This is a genomic window from Streptomyces sp. NBRC 110611 (assembly GCF_001590865.1).
GTDB lineage: Bacteria > Actinomycetota > Actinomycetes > Streptomycetales > Streptomycetaceae > Streptomyces.
The window spans coordinates 106,547-123,262 of sequence record NZ_BBUY01000012.1 but is presented as its reverse complement, the minus strand read 5'-3'; the positions used below and the strand labels follow the sequence as shown (position 1 = coordinate 123,262).

Annotated in this window: 15 protein-coding genes; 6 read left to right on the top strand and 9 right to left on the bottom strand. The window is 70.6% G+C overall.

Annotated features, from left to right (window positions below):
* Positions 1 to 21 precede the first annotated feature (21 nt).
* On the top strand, positions 22 to 540 hold the full coding sequence (locus AZE13_RS23255) for a GNAT family N-acetyltransferase (RefSeq protein ID WP_066935343.1): 519 nt from the start codon (positions 22 to 24) through the stop codon (positions 538 to 540).
* Here the strand turns inward: AZE13_RS23255 and pulA are convergent.
* Positions 537 to 3,203 (bottom strand): pullulanase-type alpha-1,6-glucosidase, encoded by a 2,667-nt coding sequence (gene pulA, locus AZE13_RS23250; protein ID WP_079124294.1) that lies wholly within the window; start codon positions 3,201 to 3,203, stop codon positions 537 to 539. The genes AZE13_RS23255 and pulA overlap by 4 nt on opposite strands.
* Positions 3,204 to 3,447: 244 nt before the next feature.
* On the opposite strand from pulA, the gene AZE13_RS23245 reads away from it, so the two are divergent.
* Positions 3,448 to 4,326 carry an SAM-dependent methyltransferase gene (locus AZE13_RS23245; RefSeq protein WP_066935339.1) on the top strand — a complete coding sequence of 293 codons (879 nt, stop codon included), beginning with the start codon at positions 3,448 to 3,450 and terminating at the stop codon, positions 4,324 to 4,326.
* A gap of 24 nt (positions 4,327 to 4,350) precedes the next feature.
* Here the strand turns inward: AZE13_RS23245 and AZE13_RS23240 are convergent, their stop codons facing one another.
* Positions 4,351 to 5,205: a DUF3592 domain-containing protein gene (locus AZE13_RS23240; RefSeq protein ID WP_181690421.1), complete on the bottom strand. Its 855-nt coding sequence runs from the start codon at positions 5,203 to 5,205 to the stop codon at positions 4,351 to 4,353.
* Positions 5,206 to 5,278: 73 nt separating this feature from the next.
* Complete coding sequence (locus tag AZE13_RS23235; RefSeq protein ID WP_066935331.1) at positions 5,279 to 5,773, bottom strand: ATP-binding protein; 495 nt, start codon at positions 5,771 to 5,773, stop codon at positions 5,279 to 5,281.
* Positions 5,774 to 5,927: 154 nt separating this feature from the next.
* Here AZE13_RS23235 and AZE13_RS23230 point away from each other — a divergent pair, with 154 nt between their 5' ends.
* On the top strand, positions 5,928 to 6,773 hold the full coding sequence (locus AZE13_RS23230) for a helix-turn-helix domain-containing protein (RefSeq protein ID WP_066935328.1): 846 nt from the start codon (positions 5,928 to 5,930) through the stop codon (positions 6,771 to 6,773).
* Positions 6,770 to 6,976, top strand: a complete 207-nt coding sequence (locus tag AZE13_RS23225) for a DUF397 domain-containing protein (RefSeq protein ID WP_066935325.1) — start codon at positions 6,770 to 6,772, stop codon at positions 6,974 to 6,976. The genes AZE13_RS23230 and AZE13_RS23225 overlap by 4 nt, the downstream gene beginning before the upstream one ends.
* On the opposite strand, the gene AZE13_RS23220 is transcribed toward AZE13_RS23225, so the two are convergent.
* Genes AZE13_RS23220 through AZE13_RS23200 form a run of 5 tightly spaced genes read right to left on the bottom strand, consistent with a single transcriptional unit; the run spans position 6,936 to position 12,711 of the window.
* A complete protein-coding gene (locus AZE13_RS23220; RefSeq protein WP_398780204.1) occupies positions 6,936 to 8,027 on the bottom strand; it encodes a LacI family DNA-binding transcriptional regulator in 1,092 nt (363 codons plus the stop codon). The two genes, AZE13_RS23225 and AZE13_RS23220, sit on opposite strands and share 41 nt — an antisense overlap.
* A complete protein-coding gene (locus AZE13_RS23215; RefSeq protein ID WP_066935319.1) occupies positions 8,015 to 9,658 on the bottom strand; it encodes a glycoside hydrolase family 13 protein in 1,644 nt (547 codons plus the stop codon). Before AZE13_RS23215 ends, AZE13_RS23220 begins: the two co-directional genes overlap by 13 nt.
* 1 nt (position 9,659) lies before the next feature.
* The gene (locus tag AZE13_RS23210; protein ID WP_066935315.1) at positions 9,660 to 10,496 is read right to left on the bottom strand and encodes a sugar ABC transporter permease; all 837 of its coding nucleotides are present in this window, start codon (positions 10,494 to 10,496) and stop codon (positions 9,660 to 9,662) included.
* A 2-nt stretch (positions 10,497 to 10,498) separates the two neighbouring features.
* Complete coding sequence (locus tag AZE13_RS23205) at positions 10,499 to 11,377, bottom strand: carbohydrate ABC transporter permease (RefSeq protein ID WP_398780206.1); 879 nt, start codon at positions 11,375 to 11,377, stop codon at positions 10,499 to 10,501.
* 53 nt (positions 11,378 to 11,430) lie between these two features.
* Positions 11,431 to 12,711: an extracellular solute-binding protein gene (locus AZE13_RS23200; RefSeq protein WP_066935309.1), complete on the bottom strand. Its 1,281-nt coding sequence runs from the start codon at positions 12,709 to 12,711 to the stop codon at positions 11,431 to 11,433.
* A gap of 416 nt (positions 12,712 to 13,127) precedes the next feature.
* Here AZE13_RS23200 and AZE13_RS23195 point away from each other — a divergent pair, with 416 nt between their 5' ends.
* The gene (locus tag AZE13_RS23195) at positions 13,128 to 14,756 is read left to right on the top strand and encodes a glycoside hydrolase family 13 protein (RefSeq protein WP_066935306.1); all 1,629 of its coding nucleotides are present in this window, start codon (positions 13,128 to 13,130) and stop codon (positions 14,754 to 14,756) included.
* Positions 14,757 to 14,780: 24 nt separating this feature from the next.
* Positions 14,781 to 15,830 carry a LacI family DNA-binding transcriptional regulator gene (locus tag AZE13_RS23190; RefSeq protein WP_066935303.1) on the top strand — a complete coding sequence of 350 codons (1,050 nt, stop codon included), beginning with the start codon at positions 14,781 to 14,783 and terminating at the stop codon, positions 15,828 to 15,830.
* 100 nt (positions 15,831 to 15,930) lie between these two features.
* Here the strand turns inward: AZE13_RS23190 and AZE13_RS23185 are convergent, their stop codons facing one another.
* Positions 15,931 to 16,656, bottom strand: a complete 726-nt coding sequence (locus tag AZE13_RS23185) for a dienelactone hydrolase family protein (RefSeq protein WP_066935300.1) — start codon at positions 16,654 to 16,656, stop codon at positions 15,931 to 15,933.
* Between the last annotated feature and the right edge of the window lie 60 nt (positions 16,657 to 16,716).

The following is a 16,716-nucleotide window of genomic DNA, read 5'->3' as shown; positions in this document are numbered from 1 at the left end:
CCGTTGCGTCACCATTGCGCCATGGATGAGATCACGTTCCGGCCGGCCGATGACGGCGCCGATCCCGGGGTCCTGGTGGAGCTTTACGACGCCGCGGCGCGCTGGATGCAGCGGAACGGCATAGACCAGTGGAAGCCCGGCGGGAAGGATGCGGCGCACTTCCGGCTGCGGATGAAGGAAGGCGAGGTCTGGCTGGCGGAGGCGGCCGGGCGCATCGTGGGCGCCTTCGAACTGTGGTGGGAGGACGAGCCGGCGTGGGGGCCGCAGCCGCCGAAGGCGGGTTATGTGCACCGGCTGATGGTGGACCGCGGGCAGGCGCCGGCCGGTACCGGGCGGGCGCTGCTGGCCCATGCCGAACACCGGATCGCCGCGGCGGGGCGGGGGTGGTCCAGGCTGGACTGCCTGGCGTCCAATCCGCGGCTGCGGACGTACTACGAGGCTGCCGGGTACACCGTCGTCGGGGAGCAGCCCGGCAAGAGGGACGGCGGCGGGAGTCCGTACGCCGTCACCCTCCTGGAGAAGCTGCTCGAACCCGCCTAACGACGGAAGACGGCCACCGTGCGGGCCGGGACGGTGAATGTGCCCGACGGCCGGTCGTAGGAGGCCGTGGCGGTTGTGGGGTCCGCGCCGTGTGCCTGGACGGGGTGCAGGGCGTAGGGCGCGCCTGCCAGGGCGGGGACGGTCTGCCGCTGTGGGTGCGGGGTGGCGTTGAAGACGATCACCAGGCCGTCGAGGCGCATGGTGATCACGCCGGGGGTCTCGTGCTCGCCGGAGAGGGGGAAGGCGAGGGCAGACTGAACCGCTGCGGTGGTGGAGAGGCCGAAGGCCGGTTCCGTGGCGTGGATGCGGAGCAGGTCGCGGTAGGCGGCGGAGGCGCTGTTGATCGCGGAGCAGCCGGGGCCGAGTGCGGAGCCGGCGAGCAGGGGCCTGGCGTAGGGCCACTTGTCCTTGTTGTCGGCGGCCGGGGGCAGTCCGCGGCCGAACCCGTTACCGTCGGCGCAGTTCCAGTGCAGGGCGTTGAACCAGTCGCCGCTGTCGAACGAGTTGCGGTCCAGGGACTTGGAGCGGAGGAGGTCGGTACCGGCCTGGGAGAGCGCAGGTCCTTGCGAAAGGGCCGCGGTGGCGAGCGCAAGGACTTGCATCCGGGCGCGGTCGGCGGCGCTGGTTTCTTGCGGAAGTTTGTAAGCGAGCGCGTCGTAGAGGGTTTCGTTGTCGTGGGCGTCGGCGTAGGCGAGAGCGTCACCGGGGGCGGCTGCATAGCCGGCGGGTGCCCCGTTGTAGTCGATGTCCGAGCCCTTGACGCGGCGGCCGGTGGTGTCGGTGAAGGTGTAGTCGGCGAGATTGCCGGTCAGTCCCACCTTGATGAGGTCCTGGTAGTGGAGGATCCGGGCCCGCTGCGTGGCGGAATCCCCGTTCCCGGGTGAGGAGTTGGGGTCGGTGAAGAGGCCGGTGGCGAAGCCCTGGATGCGGGGGTCGGCGTCGAACGGGCCGCCGCCGCGTACCGCGTCCCGGGCCCGGTCGCTGAAGGTGGCGATGCCGGTGCCGGCCAGGTTCTTCTGGGTGGCCTGGACGAAGCGGGCGTCGTTCGCCACCTCGCCGAAGTTCCAGCCCTCGCCGTAGAGGACGATCGCCTTGCCGTCGACCCCGTCGCGCTCCGGGGTGAGGGCGTCGAGGGCCTTGCGGACGGCGAGGATGTTGGCCTTGGGGTGGTGGCCCATGAGGTCGAAGCGGAAGCCGTCGACCTTGTACTGCCTGGCCCAGGTGACGACGGAGTCGACGACGAGCTTGCCCATCATGGTGTGCTCGGGCGCGGTGTTGGAGCAGCAGGTGGAGGTGGCCACGCTGCCGTCGTCGAGGAGCCGCTGGTAGTAACCGGGGACGATGCGGTCGAGGACGGAGCGCGGGTCCTGGCCGCCGGCGGCGGTGTGGTTGTAGACGACGTCCATGACGGTGCGCAGGCCGGCACCGTTCAGGCCCTGCACCATACGGCGGAATTCAACGGTGCGGGCGGTTCCCGAGGGGTCGGACGGGTCGGAGGCGTACGAGCCTTCGGGGACCGTGTAGTGCAGGGGGTCGTAGCCCCAGTTGTACGCGTCGCGGGCGGCCGTCCTGGTCACGCACTCCTGCTGGCTGTCGGAGTCGGGGGCGTAGGCGGTGAGGTCGCAGCCGGGGCGCTGCTGGTCTCCGGGTTTCTCCGGGACGGTGGCGAAGTCGAAAGCCGGCAGCAAGTGGACGTAAGACGTTCCAGCCGCTGCAAGGGATTTCAGGTGCCGCATACCGTCCGACCCGCGGTCGGTGAAGGCGAGGTACTGGCCGGGGTGGCGGGAGGTGCGGTCCTCGACGGAGAAGTCGCGGATGTGCAGCTCCTGGATACGGGCCCGGCGCAGCGGCACCGCCGCGGGTTTGTGCAGGTCCGCCCAGCCTTCGGGGGCGAGCCCGGGGTCGTCGAGGTCGACGATGAGGCTGCGGGCGGAGTCGGCGGTCAGCGCGGTGGAGTAGGGGTCGGTGACCTTGTTGGTGACGGTCTTCCCAGCGGCGGGCGCCCAGACGGTGACGAGGTAGCGGTAGGGCTTCCCGGCCCAGTCGCGCCGCCCCTGGACGCGCCAGACGCCGCTGCTGTCGTCCCGGGTCATCGGGACCGTACGGCCGTCGAGTTCGAGGGCCACGGTACGGGCGGTGGGCGCCCAGACGGAGAGGGTGGGGCGTCCGTGGTGGAAGGCCGGTCCCAGCTGGGCGCGTTGGGCGCGGGCGCCGTAGAGGTCGTCCAGGACACCGGGTATCTGTACGCCGGTGGTGGTGGCGGCGGCGGTGCGACGGCCGGCCGCCGGGCGCTGAACGGCCACCAGTCGGCTACGGAGGGCAGTACGGGCCAGGTCACGGTCGCGGGGGTCGACGGTGAAGGCCGGGTAGCCGGTGAGGTGGGGGAAGGCGGCGCGTTCGGCCGGGCTGAGGGTGCCGGGAGTGAGGCGGATGCGCCCGCCCGTCGCACTCCCCTGCTCACCGAACTCCAGCTGGGCGTCCACGCGTTCCGCGCCCTTCCAGACCACGGTGTCACGGTCGATCCACTGCGCCAGGGCCTGGTCCGGGGCGGCCGGGGAGGCCTGGGCGGGCGCGTGCGGGGAGGCGGCGAGCAGGGTCGCACCGAGCGCGAGGGCGAGGGCCGCGGCCGAGCGACGGACGGGCCGGCGGGTGTGGGAGGGCATGGGTCATGGTTCTAGCCGCACCACTTCCTTGTTGCAAGACCTTACGCAAGACATTGCAACGGTGTTACGTTCCCCAGGTAGCCGGTCCGGCCGGCCGGAGGTCCGTCACGACGGGCCCACGCGCCCGACCGGCCGGACCGGCCGACCAGCCCCCCCGGATTCCCCTCTCGGCCATGTGGCGCATAGTCAGCCAAGCTGGCGAGCGGGGTGAATTGACCTTGGAAAGGCGGGTAATCCACCCGCCATGGACGACAAGACCAAAGACGACGACCGCACCAAAGCCGACGCAAGCGCACCGACCCATGCCGAATCAACCCGCCGCTACTACGAAACCGGCGATGTCGACGCCTTCTACGACAGCGTCTGGGGCGGCGAGGACATCCACGTCGGCATCTACTCCCACCCACAGGAGGCGATCGCCCAGGCCTCGCACCGCACCGTCGAGCGCGCCGCCGACCGGGTCCCGGACCTGCTCGGCCCGGACGCGACGGTGCTCGACCTCGGCTCGGGCTATGGCGGATCGTCCCGCGCGCTGGCCGAACGCTTCGGCTGCCGGGTCGTGGCCCTCGACCTCAGCGAGGAGCACAACCGGCGCCACCGCGCGGCCAACGCCGAACGGGGCCTGGACGGCCTGATCGAGGTCGTCACCGGCTCCCTCAACGACCTGCCCTTCGAGGCGGGGCGCTTCGACGTCGTCTGGTCCCTGGAGGTCCTGTGTCATGTGGAGGACCGCGCGGGCGCCTTGGCCGAAGCCGTCCGCGTACTGAAACCGGAGGGCGCCCTGGTCTTCTCGGACATCATGGCCGCCGAGGAAGAGTCCGTGGAGGCTGTCCGGCCCGCATTCTCCCGCCTGGGCGTACGTACTCCGGCGACATCGGCGTTCTACCTCGACCAGCTGTCCGGGCTCGGCCTCAAGACCACCTTCGAGGACCGCACCCCGGACCTCGCGACCCACTACGCCCGCCTCGACGAGGACGTCCACCGCCGCGCGGCCGAGCTGCGGAAGGTCATCAGCCCGGCCTACGTCGACGACCTGCTCACCAACCTCCCCCTGTGGGCGGACATCACCCACCGGGGACTGCTGCGCTGGGGCCTCTTCCACGCCCGCCGCGCCGTCGTCTGAGCCGCCCACCACGACCGGATCGGTTCAGTCCGTCAGCAGCGAAACCACGATCACGCACAGAGGGACGAGCAACAGGACAACCGAGAGCACGCCGAAGAACATCATCACCGTGCCGCGCACCAGGAGTTGCCGTTGGCGCTCGCCTCTGACCCGGGTCGGCGACAGCGGGTCGTAGGTCACATCCACCGGGCCCTCCTCGCCCTTGTGGGTGTGAGCGACCGACTGGGTGACCCTGCGCTTGTGCCCCTCCAGCGTCCGGAATTCGTAGACGGGGCGGTACTCCCCGCTCCCGTCGCTCCCCGTACTGCTCCACTTGTACGCCCGGACACGTCCGGGAACGGTGATGCCCCGCCGCCACAGGATCAGCGCGTCGCGGACCACATCACGCCAGCCCTTGACGAGGAGCACCACTCCCCAGGGGCAGTAGAGCATGCTCACGCCCAGCAGGGCGCCAGCTGCACTGTCGTCCCCGCCGACCAGCTTGATGGCCGTTCCGAAGTACCAGAAATACGGCACCACCGCGAGGCACGCCAGCCACACCAGCGGCCGTCCCGGCAACCGCAGCCGAGGACGCTCACGGTGTTCCGCGATCACCATGGCCGGCCCGTTCTCGGCGGTCGGCACCCGCGATACGGCGTCCCGCAGCCGCCGCACGAAGGCATCGGCGGCGGTGGTGTTGCGGGTGGTGAGGGTGACCGAGTCGCCCTCACCACCAGCGGCCAGCTCCAGCCGGACACGCCCTTCGGCGTACCCGACATCGCTGATCGCCGCCAGCGGGACCGTCCAGGTGGTACGGCCGCGTACGACGCGTACCCAGTACGCCTCCAGCCGGAAGACGACACCTCGTCCCCGCAGCACCATGTCCGGTATCGATTCCATGATCAAGATCATAAATGGCCACTGAAAGGAGGCGGAAAGCGGATATGACGGGCGGGCACAAAGCCCGGTCTGCTCACAGGTCCAGTTCGGCGCGGACGACTTTGCCGATCGGGTGGCGGTCGAGCACCGTCCAACGGGTGGCGAGCGCCGACACGACGAGCAGCCCGCGCCCGGCCTCGGCGTCGCGCGCCGGGACCGCGAGCCCGCCGGGCTGCGGCGGCCGCCGCTCGGTGCGGGTGTCGGCGACGTCGATCCGGAGGGTGCCGGGCCGGGCGGCGGCCGTGCCGACGTCGGCAGCGATATCGGCATAACACAGGGTCGCGAGACTCAACTCGAAGTCCCGCCCCGCTACGTGGCCGTGCAGCACGGCGTTGGCGGTCAGCTCGGCGACGATCGCGCAGGCGGCATTGGACGACCGGGTGCCGTAGGGGAAACCCCACACGTCGAGCCGGTGGGCGGCGAGATGCCGGGCGAGTCGGGCCCCCAGGCGGGTGGCGCTGAAACGCTGGGTGAACATACGTACGGTGACCGGGGTTTGGGTAGCCCGGGCCATGATGTGCGCTGGCATGCGGCCAACGCTGCTGGTCGCAGGCCCGTACGCCACGAACTCAACTCGTACTTCGGTAACTGTACGAGTTGAGTACGTGGACGGGGCGAGCAACGAGCCGTAACCATAGGTGACTTGCGGGGTCAGAACCAGTGACATCGGGAGTACCCGAAACATGGACGACAGCAGTACCGACAACTACGACAACGGCGGCCGGCCCGAGCCATCCGGCAGTCTGCGGACCTTCGGCGCCGTCTATCAAGGGTTCCGCGAGAACGCGGGCTTCACGCAGGAGTCCCTGGCCCCGACGATCCGGTACTCGGCGCACTACATCGGCTCCGTCGAGCAGGGCCGCCGCCTCCCGTCGAAGAAGTTCATCGACCGCTCGGAAGAGGCGCTCCACACGAACGGGGTGCTGCGGAAGGCGGCCAGGTGGCTGTCGAAGCAACCGGGGCTGGCGCGGTGGTTCCGGGAGTGGGCGGAGCTGGAGAAGCAGGCGATCAGTCTGTATACGTACGAGTGCCGACTCGTGCCTGGGCTTTTACAGTCGGAGTCGTACGCGCGGACGCTGTTCGAGAACCGTGTCCCGCTGCTGTCCGAGGAGGAGGTCGACACCCAGGTGGCCGCCCGCCTGGAACGGCAGAAGCTCCTGCGGGACCGGCCGAACACGACCTTCAGTTTCGTCATCGACGAGCACGTCTTCCTGCGCCCCACCGGCGGCGCGGACACCATACGGGGAGTGATCGACCACGTATTGGAGTGCATGACGCTCCGGAACGTCGATGTGCAGGTAATGCCGCTGAGCCAGGGCATCCATCCCGGGCTGGACGGGCCGATGCAACTTCTTGAGACGCCGGACAACCAGTGGTTCGGCTACTGCGAGGGACAGGAGAGCAGCCAGTTCATCACCGACCCGCAGACGATCAGTACTCTCTACATGCGCTATGCGAAACTGCTTTCGCAGGCTCTCACCCCCGAAGACTCCGGGAGCCTGCTGAAGCAGATCCGAGGAGCGCTATGAGCAGCACCCCCGAACTGGCCTGGTTCAAAAGCACCTACAGCAGCGGCAGTTCCGGCGACTGCGTAGAGATCGCCCCCTGCCCCACCGCCATCCACGTCCGCGACTCCAAGGACACGGACGGCCCCCACCTCCGCATCCCGGCCACCGCCTGGGCGGCGTTCGTCACGTACGCCGCCGCGCAGGGGCACGCACGGGGCCGGTAGAGCCCCGTACGACCAGTTCCGGCTGGAAGACGAACTCCGTTCGCTGGGTGGGTGTCCGGCCCTGCGCGCGGTCGTGGATCTCCTCGATCAGGGCGCCCACCGCGGCGGTCGCCATCGCCCGTACCGGCTGGCGCACCGTGGTCAGCGGTGGGTCGGTGAAGGCGATCAGCGGGGAGTCGTCGAAGCCGACCACGGAGAGCTGTCCCGGTACGTCCAGGCCGCGCCCGCGGGCCGCCCGTACGACGCCGAGCGCCATCAGGTCGCTGCCGCAGACGATGCCGGTGCAGCCCGCGTCGAGCAGTGCGGCGGCCGCCGCGTGGCCGCCCTCGACGCTGAACAGGGTGTGCTGGACGCGCCGTTCGGCCTGCCCTCTCGACAGGCCGAACGACTCCCCCAGCGCCGCCACGAAGCCTTCGGCCTTGCGGCGGGACGGGACGTAGCGGGCGGGGCCGACGGCCAGTCCGATCCGTTCGTGTCCGAGTTCGGCGAGGTGGCGGACGGCCATCCGGGCCGCCGCGCCGTCGTCGGGTGAGACGAACGGCGCGTCGATCGTCTCGTGGTAGCCGTTGATCAGGACGTACGGGACGCCGCGGGCGGTCAGCCGGTGGTAGCGGGCGGGGTCGGCGCGGGTGTCGGCGTGCAGTCCGGAGAGGAAGACGATGCCGGTGACGCCGCGTTCCTCCAGCTGCTCGACCAGTTCGTCCTCGGTGGCGCCGCCGGGGATACGGGTGCACAGCACCGGCGTGTAGCCGTGACCGGCCAGGGACTGCTCGATGACCTGGGCGAAGGCCGGGAAGATCGGGTTGGTCAGCTCCGGGACGACCAGCCCGACGAGGCCCGCGCTGCGGCGCCGTAACCGTACGGGGCGCTCGTGTCCGAGGAGGTCGAGCGCGGCGAGCACGCGCTGACGGGTGCTCGCCGCGACGCCCGCCCGGCCGTTCAGGACCCGGCTCACGGTCGCCTCGCTGACCTGCGCCTCGGCGGCGATGTGGGCGAGCCGGGGAGCGGACGGGGCGGGTTCACGAGGATCGGGTCGGGTCACTCCTCCCACCAGATGGTGGTGTCGGGGGAAAGGATGAAATCGCCGTCCAGGACGGGGAGTTGACTGGAGGAGGAGAGGAGCGGGCGGCCGGGGGCGGGCAGGCGGACCGGGGCATCGGTCGTGTTGACCGTGCAGACCAGGCCGCCGGGGCGGCGGAAGGACAGGATGCCGTCGGGCGCGTCCAGCCATTCGACGGCGTCGCCCGCGCCGAGGCCGGGATGCGTACGCCGCAGGTGGAGGGCGGTGCGGTAGAGCTCCAGGGTGGAGGCGGGGTCGCCGGTCTGGGCCTGGACGGTGAGCGGGGCCCAGTCCGCGGGCTGCGGCAGCCAGCTGCCGCCGGAGCCGAAGCCGTACGGCTGCTCCTCGCCGGCCCAGGGCAGGGGCACCCGGCAGCCGTCGCGCAGGCCGTCCTGGCCGGTGTCGCGGAAGAAGGACGGGTCCTGGCGGACCTCGTCGGGCAGGTCGGTGACCTCGGGCAGGCCGAGTTCCTCGCCCTGGTAGAGGTACGCGGAGCCGGGCAGCGCCAGCATCAGGAGGGTGGCCGCGCGGGCGCGGGCCAGGTCTCCGCCGAGGCGGGTGCGGTGGCGTACGACGTCGTGGTTGGACAGCACCCAGGTGGTCGGGGCGCCGACGGGGCGCATGGCGTCGAGGGACGCGTCGATGGCCTCCCGCAGCGCTGTGGCATCCCAGCCTGTGCCCAGGTAGTGGAAGTTGAAGGCCTGGTGGAGTTCGTCGGGGCGGAGGTAGCGGGCGGTGCGCTCGGCGGTGGGGGTCCAGGCCTCGGCGACGGCTATCCGGTCGCCCGAGTACTCGTCGAGGACGGTGCGCCAGGTGCGGTAGATGGCGTGGACGCCGTCCTGGTCGAAGAACGGGAGGGACTGGTTGCCGAGGAGTTTCAGCTGCTCGCCCGTGTGCCCCATGTCGGGCAGGCCGGGGGCCTTGACCAGGCCGTGGGCGACGTCGACCCGGAAGCCGTCGACGCCCCGGTCCAGCCAGAAGCGGAGGATGGAGCGGAACTCGTCGTGGACGGCGGGGTGGTCCCAGTTGAAGTCGGGCTGTTCGGGGGCGAAGAGGTGGAGGTACCACTCGCCGTCGGGGACGCGGGTCCAGGCGGGGCCGCCGAAGAGGGACTCCCAGTCGTTGGGTGGCTGTTCGCCGTTCTCGCCGCGTCCCTTGCGGAAGTGGAAGCGGTCGCGGGCGGTGGAGCCGGGGCCCTCCGCCAGCGCGCGGCGGAACCAGGCGTGCTGGTCGGAGCAGTGGTTGGGGACGAGGTCGACGATCAGGCGCAGACCGAGCCGGTGGGCCTCGGTGATCAGCCCCTCGGCGTCGGCGAGGGTGCCGAACATCGGGTCGACGGCGCGGTAGTCGGCCACGTCGTAACCGGCGTCGGCCTGCGGGGAGGCGTAGAAGGGGCTGAGCCAGACGGCGTCCACACCGAGGTCGCGCAGGTACGGCAGCCGGCTGCGGATGCCGGGGAGGTCTCCCATGCCGTCGCCGTTGCCGTCGGCGAAGCTGCGCGGGTAGACCTGGTAGATCACCGCGTCGCGCCACCAGTCGGGGGCCTGGGGGGCCGGGGGCGCCTCGGAGACCTGGGGCGCCTCGGGGGCCGGCGCGGTGGAGTTGGGCTGTGGGGTGGTCATGTCATCCCTTGGTGGTGCCGGCGGTCAGTCCGGCGACGAGGTGGCGCTGGGCGAAGGCGAAGACGAGCGCGGCCGGTACGGCGATGATCACGGCGGCGGCGGTCATCGCACCCCAGTCGTTGGTGTACTGGTTGACGAAGGTCTGCAGCCCGCCGGCGAGGGTGAGGTTCTCCTCGCCGGTCATGAAGGCGGAGGCGTAGGCGACCTCGGCCCAGGCGGTGACGAAGGTGTAGAAGCCGGTGACGGCGAGGCCGGGGCGGGCCAGCGGCAGCACCAGCCGCCAGAAGGTGCCGAAGGGGTTGAGGCCGTCGACCCGGCCCGATTCGTCGATCTCCACCGGGATGGTGTCGAAGAAGCCCTTCATCATCCAGGCGCAGAACGGGACGGCGATGGTCAGGTAGGTGATGACCAGGCCCACCGGCTGGTTGAGCAGGCCGAGGCCGGCCATCAGGTTGTACAGCGGCACGATCAGGATCGCGACCGGGAACATCTGGGTGATCAGCAGCAGCCACATCAGCGGGCGCATTCCGGGGAAGCGGAAGCGGCTGACGGCGTAGCCGGTGGTGGCGGCGGTGAAGACGCCCAGGACGGTGGTCAGGCCGACGATCAGCGCCGAGTTCCCGAACCAGGTGAGGAACTTCGTATCGGCGAGTACGTGGGTGTAGTTGCCGAGGGTGAAGTGGCTGACGAGGCTGGTGGAGAAGGCGTCGTTCTTGGGTTTGAAGGACGTCACCAGCAGCCAGAGGGGCGGGAAGACGGCCACCACCGCGGCGAGCACCAGACCGGTGTGCAGCCCGACGGAGGCCAGCGGGCTGCGCTGGTTGCGTTTGCGGGTCATGGTCACCACACCTCTCCCTGCTTGCGCAGCGCCCGGCGGTAGGCCACCGCGCCGACCGACAGGAGTGCCAGGATCAGGACGCCCCAGGTCGCGGACCCGGAGAAGTCGCGGGGGCTGTCGACGAAGGAGAGCCGGTAGGCGTAGGTCACCAGGATCTCGGTGGCGTCGCCGGGGCCGCCCCGGGTCAGCAGGAAGATCACCGGGAACATGTTGAAGGTCCAGATGGTGGAGAGCAGGATGACGGTGCTGCTGACGGCCCGCAGTCCGGGCAGGGTGATGTGGCGGAACCGCTGCCAGGCGCTCGCACCGTCCATCTCGGCGGCCTCGTAGAGCTCGCCGGGGATGGACGTGAGGCCGCCGAGCAGCGCGACGATCATGAAGGGCACGCCCAGCCAGACGTTGACGGCGATGACCGAGAGCTTGGCCCAGGTCGGGTCGTTGAGCCAGGGAATGCCGTCCAGGCCGCCGCCGGCCAGCAGTTTGTTGAGGATGCCGTGCTTCTCGTTGTAGAGCATCCGCCAGGTGAAGACGGAGACGAAGGCGGGGATCGCCCAGGGCAGGATCAGCGCGAGGCGGTAGAAGGTGCGGCCGCGCAGCTTCCGGTTGAGCATGTTCGCCAGCGTCAGGGCGATCAGGAAGGTCAGCCCGACGCAGGAGACCGTCCAGACGACGGTCCAGCCGAGGCGGTCCCAGAAGACGCCGTCGGTGAGCACGGCCTGGTAGTTGTCCAGGCCGGTGAAGGTGTAGGTGGCGGGGATGTGGTTGACGCCGATGTGCCGCTCGACGTTGGCCTCGTTGGCGTCGGTGAGCGAGAGGAAGACGCCGCGCACCAGCGGATAGCCGATGATCACCCCGATGACGAGTACCACCGGGGCGACCATCGTCCATGCGTACCAGTGGGTGCCGAGCGCCCGGCGTACCCGTACAGCGAAGGTCACTTGTAGTCCTTGAGCAGCTTCCGGTAGGCGTCGCCGGTCGCCTTGGCGGCCTCCTCGGGCGTGGCGGCGCCGGTGAGCACCTTGTTCATCTGGACCTTGACGGGCTCGAAGAGGGAGTTGCCCTCGGCGATCCAGGGGCGCTGTACGGCACCGTTGACGGCCGGCTTGAAGAACGTGACCATTTCGTTCTTCCTGACGGCCGGCAGGTCGTATACGGAGGTGCGGGTGGGCAGCAGGCTGAGCTGCTCGGTGGTCTGCTGCTGGACGGCTGCCGAGCTCATGTACTTCACGAACTCGTAGGCGGCGGGCAGGTTCGCGCTGCCGGCGTAGACGGAGAGGTTCCAGCCGCCCTGCGGGGAGCCGTGGGCGCGGCTGCCGCCGGGTACGGGGGCGACGCCGAGGTTCCTCTTGTCCTTGAAGGCCTTGCCGGCGCGGGCGGCCTCGATGTCCCAGGGGCCGTCGATGGCCATCGCGACGGTGCCGTCCTTGAGGGCCTTGAGCTGGTTCTCGTGGCCGTCGGTGGCGTCGGTGATCGCGGCCTTGGAGTCGACCAGGTCCTTGATGGTCTTGAAGGCCTTGACGCCGGCCTCGTCGTCGATCTCGACGACCTTGTCGCGGGCGTTGACCATGTCGCCGCCCTCGCCGTAGAGGTACGGCAGGAACCAGTAGGGGTCGTCGCCGCGCAGATAGAGGGCGGTGGCGCCGGTCTTGGCCTTGATCTTCTCGGCTGCGGTGGCCAGTTCGGCGAAGGTCTTGGGCACCTCGACGCCGGCGTCCTTGAGGATCTTCTTGTTGTAGAAGAGGCCGAGGGTGTCGATGACCTGGGGGGCGGCGTAGGTCTTGCCCTTGAACTTGGTGGAGCCGAGGGCCTGCGGGAGGTAGTCCTCGGTCTTGTCGAGGGCGGGGGTGCCGTCGAGCGGGGCGAGGTAGCCGAGGTTGGCGAAGTCGGCGGTCCAGGCGACCTCGGTGCGCATCACGTCGGGGGCACCGGAGTTGCCGCCGGCGGCGTTCTTGAACTTGGCGTTGGCCTCCCCGAAGGGGACGTTCACATACTGAACGCGGACTTTGGGGTGCTTCTTCTGAAAGCCCTCGGCAAGCTTGCGGTAGGTCGCCTTCTCGGCGTCGTTGGAGGTGTCCCAGAACGTAACGGTTCCAGAAAGTTCGCCGCCGCTGTTGCCGTTGCCGCCGTCACCCCCGCCGCCGCACGCCGTCGCTACCAGCGCCAGGCCCGCCACCAGCGCGGTGGCGGCAACACCCCGCCGTGCCGGGCCGGTCACCGCCGGGAGAACCGACCTGTCCGGTCGTGCCGGGCCGGTCCCCGCCACGGGAACCCGCGCACCCCTCATGCCACGCCGCATGTGAACTCCTTAGGGAAATGCCTCAGATGGCGGTCAGGAACGTAACAGCACGGCAAAGAAACCGAAAGACCTTGCGGCAAATTGCTGCAAGATTACTGGAAGGGATTGCAGCGGGTTCGCCGGAACGGGAGCCTGGAGAGACCGGTGACACCGTCACCCCGCGACCGCCCGAGCGTTGACTCCGTGAAGACACCCGTCAAGGCGCTTCCCCACCTTGTGACCCACCTCTGATCACTTCTTGACCTCGACGCCCCACCCCACATTCGACAAACCCGACGACCTCGGCGTTTTCGGAACAACCTCGACGACCTCGACGATCTCGACAGGGACGGCAGATGACCCAGGAACTCACCTCCCCCAGCACCGCCCCCCAGGCGCCCGGACCGGGCCGAGGTCCGCAATGGTGGCGCGACGCCGTGATCTACCAGGTGTACGTCCGCTCCTTCGCCGACAGCGACGGCGACGGCGTCGGCGATCTGCCCGGGGTCCGCGCACGGCTGCCGCACCTCAAGGAGCTGGGCGTGGACGCCGTATGGCTCACCCCGTTCTACGCCTCACCGCAGGCCGACGGCGGCTACGACGTCGCCGACTACCGCGCCGTGGACCCGCTCTTCGGCAGCCTCCAGGACGCCGACGACCTCATCCGCACCGCCCATGACCTGGACCTGCGGGTGATCGTCGACATCGTGCCCAACCACACCTCCGACCGGCACCCGTGGTTCCGGGACCCCGAGCTGTCCCGGCAGCGCTACATCTTCCGCCCCGGCAAGGGCGAGCACGGCGAACTCCCGCCGAACGACTGGGAGTCGGTCTTCGGCGGCCCGGCCTGGACCCGCACCGACCGCGGTGACTGGTACCTCCACCTCTTCGCCCCCGAACAGCCCGACCTGGACTGGAACAACCCGGACGTACACGCCGAATTCGAAGCCATCATGCGCTTCTGGCTCGACCTGGGCGTGGACGGCTTCCGCGTCGACGTCGCCCACGGCATGGTCAAGGCCCCCGGCCTGCCGGACATCGGCCACGGCGAGCAGGCCAAGCTGATCGGCCAGCAGGTACTGCCGTTCTTCGACCAGGACGAGGTGCACGCCATCCACCGCTCCTGGCGCCGCCTGCTGGACGGCTACGGCGCCGCCCACGGCAGGCAGGTGATCGGCGTCGCCGAGGCCTGGGCCCCCACCGCCGAACGCCTCGCCCTCTACGTCCGCCCGGACGAACTGCACCAGGCCTTCAACTTCCAGTTCCTCAACACCCCTTGGCGGGCCGACGCGCTCCGCTCGGTGATCGACGCCTCGCTCGCCGCCACCGCCTCGGTCGGCGCCCCCACCACCTGGGTGCTGTCCAACCACGACGTCGTACGGCACATCACCCGCCTCGGCGGCAGCCTCGCCCGGGCCCGCGCCGCCACCCTGCTGATGCTGGCGCTGCCCGGCTCCGCGTACCTCTACCAGGGCGAGGAACTGGGCCTGCCCGAGGTCACCGACCTGCCCGACGAGGCCCGGCAGGACCCGGCGTTCTTCCGCGGCCGTCACGAGGGCAGCCACCAGGAGAGCGGCCAGGACGGCTTCCGCGACGGCTGCCGGGTGCCGCTCCCCTGGGCCGGCGAGGAGCAGCCGTACGGCTTCGGCTCCGGCGGCAGCTGGCTGCCGCAGCCCGCGGACTGGCGCGGCCTGACCGTCGCGGCACAGACCGGCGACCCCGCCTCCACCCTGGAGCTCTACCGCACCGCCCTCGGACTGCGGCGCCGTCTGCCGGGCCTGGGCGACGGGGAGATGAGCTGGCAGCCGGCCCCCGACGGGGTCCTCGCCTTCACCCGCGCCGGCCTCCTGTGCACGGTCAACACCCTCCCCCACGACGCCGAAATGCCCGCCGCCGGCACCCCGCTGCTCTCCTCCGCCCCGGTGCCCGTCAACGGGACGACGGCCGTGCTCCCCGGTGACAGCTGTACCTGGTGGGCAATCTGACAGCCGGACGGTAAGGTCCCACCCATGACCGCCCGGCTGGCCGATATCGCAGCGCAGGCGGGTGTCAGCGAGGCCACCGTCAGCCGGGTTCTCAACGGGAAGCCCGGAGTCTCCGCCACCACCCGCCAGTCCGTGCTTGCCGCCCTCGACGTGCTGGGCTACGAGCGCCCGGTGCGGCTGCGGCAGCGCAGCGCGGGCCTGGTCGGGCTGATCACCCCCGAGCTGGAGAACCCGATCTTCCCGGCGTTCGCTCAGGTCATCGGGCAGGCGCTGACCCGCCAGGGCTACACCCCGGTCCTCGCGACGCAGACTCCGGGCGGCTCCACGGAGGACGAGCTGACCGAGATGCTGGTCGACCGCGGGGTGGCCGGCATCATCTTCGTCTCCGGACTGCACGCCGACACCTCCGCCGATACCCAGCGCTATGAGCGGCTGCGCGGCCAGGGCGTGCCGTTCGTCCTCATCAACGGCTTCTCCGCCAAGGTGCAGGCGCCGTTCATCTCCCCCGACGACCGGGCCGCCGTGGACCTCGCCGTCACCCACCTCGGCGCGCTGGGACACCGGCGGATCGGGCTGGCGCTGGGCCCCGAGCGGTTCGTACCCGTCCAGCGCAAGATCGAGGGCTTCGCCCGCGCCATGCAGGAGCGGCTGCAGACCGGCCCGGCCGAGGTGGCACCGTACATCCAGCACTCCCTCTTCACCCTGGAGGGCGGGCAGGCCGCGGCGAGCGCGCTGATCCAGCGGGGCGCCACCGCCATCGTGTGCGCCAGCGACATGATGGCGCTCGGCGCGATCCGCGCGGCCCGGCAGCGCGGGCTGGACGTCCCGCGCGACCTCTCCGTCGTCGGCTTCGACGACTCCCCGCTGATCGCCTTCACCGACCCACCGCTGACGACGATCCGGCAGCCGGTCACGGCCATGGGGCAGGCGGCGGTGCGCGCGCTCCTGGAGGAGATCGGCGGCACCCCCGCGCCGCACAGCGAGTTCATCTTCCACCCCGAGCTGGTGGTACGCGGCTCCACCGCCTCGGCCCCGAAGACCACCCGCATCCCCCGCCCACTGCGGGCTCCCTAGGCAGCCTGCCCCGCCCGGCGTGGCAGTGGAGCCCACCGGCGTGGCAGTGGAGCCCAGGCGTCACGGCGGTCGGCGGGCGCCCGGGCTCGGACTGGCCAGATCACTCCGTCACGGGCAGGCACTCGGAGAGCAGGTCGACGACATCGCGCCAGGCCCGCTGCGCGTGCCGTGGGTGGTAGCCGACGCCGGGGCGCACGGCGTGGTCGACCGATGGGTGGTGGAAGGCGTGCAGGGCTCCGCCGTAGACCACCAGGCGCCAGTCGACGCCCGCGGCCTGCATCTCGGCGGTGAACGCGTCCCGTTGCTCGGCGGACATGATCGGGTCTTCCGAGCCGACCCCGGCCCACACCGGGCAGCGAATGCGTGCCGCCTCGCCCGGCCGGCCCGTGGTCAGTGCGTTGATGGTCCCGATCGCGCGCAGGTCGACGCCGTCGCGCCCGAGTTCCAGCCCGATGGCGCCCCCGGTGCCGTAGCCGACGGCGGCGATCCGGTCGGGGTCGGTCCGCGGTTCGGCGCGCAGCACGTCGAGCGCCGCGTGGCCGATGCCTCGCATCCGGTCGGGGTCGGCGAGTAGCGGCATGCAACGGGCCAGCATCTCCTCGGGGTCGCCCAAGTAGCGCCCGCCGTGGAGGTCGAAGGCCAGCGCCACGTATCCCAGCTCGGCCAGGGCCTCGGCTCGGTGGCGCTCGACGTCGCTGAGCCCCGTTCCCTCTGGTCCGAGCAGCACCGCGGGCCGGCGGTCGGCACCGGCCGGGAGCGCGAGGTGCCCGATCATCGTCAGGCCGTCGGCCGGGTACTGGACCGTGCGCGTGGTGATCGTCGTCATGAGACTGGACGGTAGTGATCGTCGAGCCTGGTCGGGCCGGGGTTCACTGCCGGCGGAACA

Excerpts from the sequence above, each read along its gene's own strand:
- AZE13_RS23255 (WP_066935343.1), top strand. The coding sequence starts at position 22 with ATGGATGAGATCACGTTCCGGCCGGCCGATGACGGCGCCGATCCCGGG.
- pulA (WP_079124294.1), bottom strand. The coding sequence starts at position 3,203 with ATGCCCTCCCACACCCGCCGGCCCGTCCGTCGCTCGGCCGCGGCCCTC.
- AZE13_RS23245 (WP_066935339.1), top strand. The coding sequence starts at position 3,448 with ATGGACGACAAGACCAAAGACGACGACCGCACCAAAGCCGACGCAAGC.
- AZE13_RS23240 (WP_181690421.1), bottom strand. The coding sequence starts at position 5,205 with ATGGAATCGATACCGGACATGGTGCTGCGGGGACGAGGTGTCGTCTTC.
- AZE13_RS23235 (WP_066935331.1), bottom strand. The coding sequence starts at position 5,773 with ATGCCAGCGCACATCATGGCCCGGGCTACCCAAACCCCGGTCACCGTA.
- AZE13_RS23230 (WP_066935328.1), top strand. The coding sequence starts at position 5,928 with ATGGACGACAGCAGTACCGACAACTACGACAACGGCGGCCGGCCCGAG.
- AZE13_RS23225 (WP_066935325.1), top strand. The coding sequence starts at position 6,770 with ATGAGCAGCACCCCCGAACTGGCCTGGTTCAAAAGCACCTACAGCAGC.
- AZE13_RS23215 (WP_066935319.1), bottom strand. The coding sequence starts at position 9,658 with ATGACCACCCCACAGCCCAACTCCACCGCGCCGGCCCCCGAGGCGCCC.
- AZE13_RS23210 (WP_066935315.1), bottom strand. The coding sequence starts at position 10,496 with ATGACCCGCAAACGCAACCAGCGCAGCCCGCTGGCCTCCGTCGGGCTG.
- AZE13_RS23205 (WP_398780206.1), bottom strand. The coding sequence starts at position 11,377 with ATGGTCGCCCCGGTGGTACTCGTCATCGGGGTGATCATCGGCTATCCG.
- AZE13_RS23195 (WP_066935306.1), top strand. The coding sequence starts at position 13,128 with ATGACCCAGGAACTCACCTCCCCCAGCACCGCCCCCCAGGCGCCCGGA.
- AZE13_RS23190 (WP_066935303.1), top strand. The coding sequence starts at position 14,781 with ATGACCGCCCGGCTGGCCGATATCGCAGCGCAGGCGGGTGTCAGCGAG.
- AZE13_RS23185 (WP_066935300.1), bottom strand. The coding sequence starts at position 16,656 with ATGACGACGATCACCACGCGCACGGTCCAGTACCCGGCCGACGGCCTG.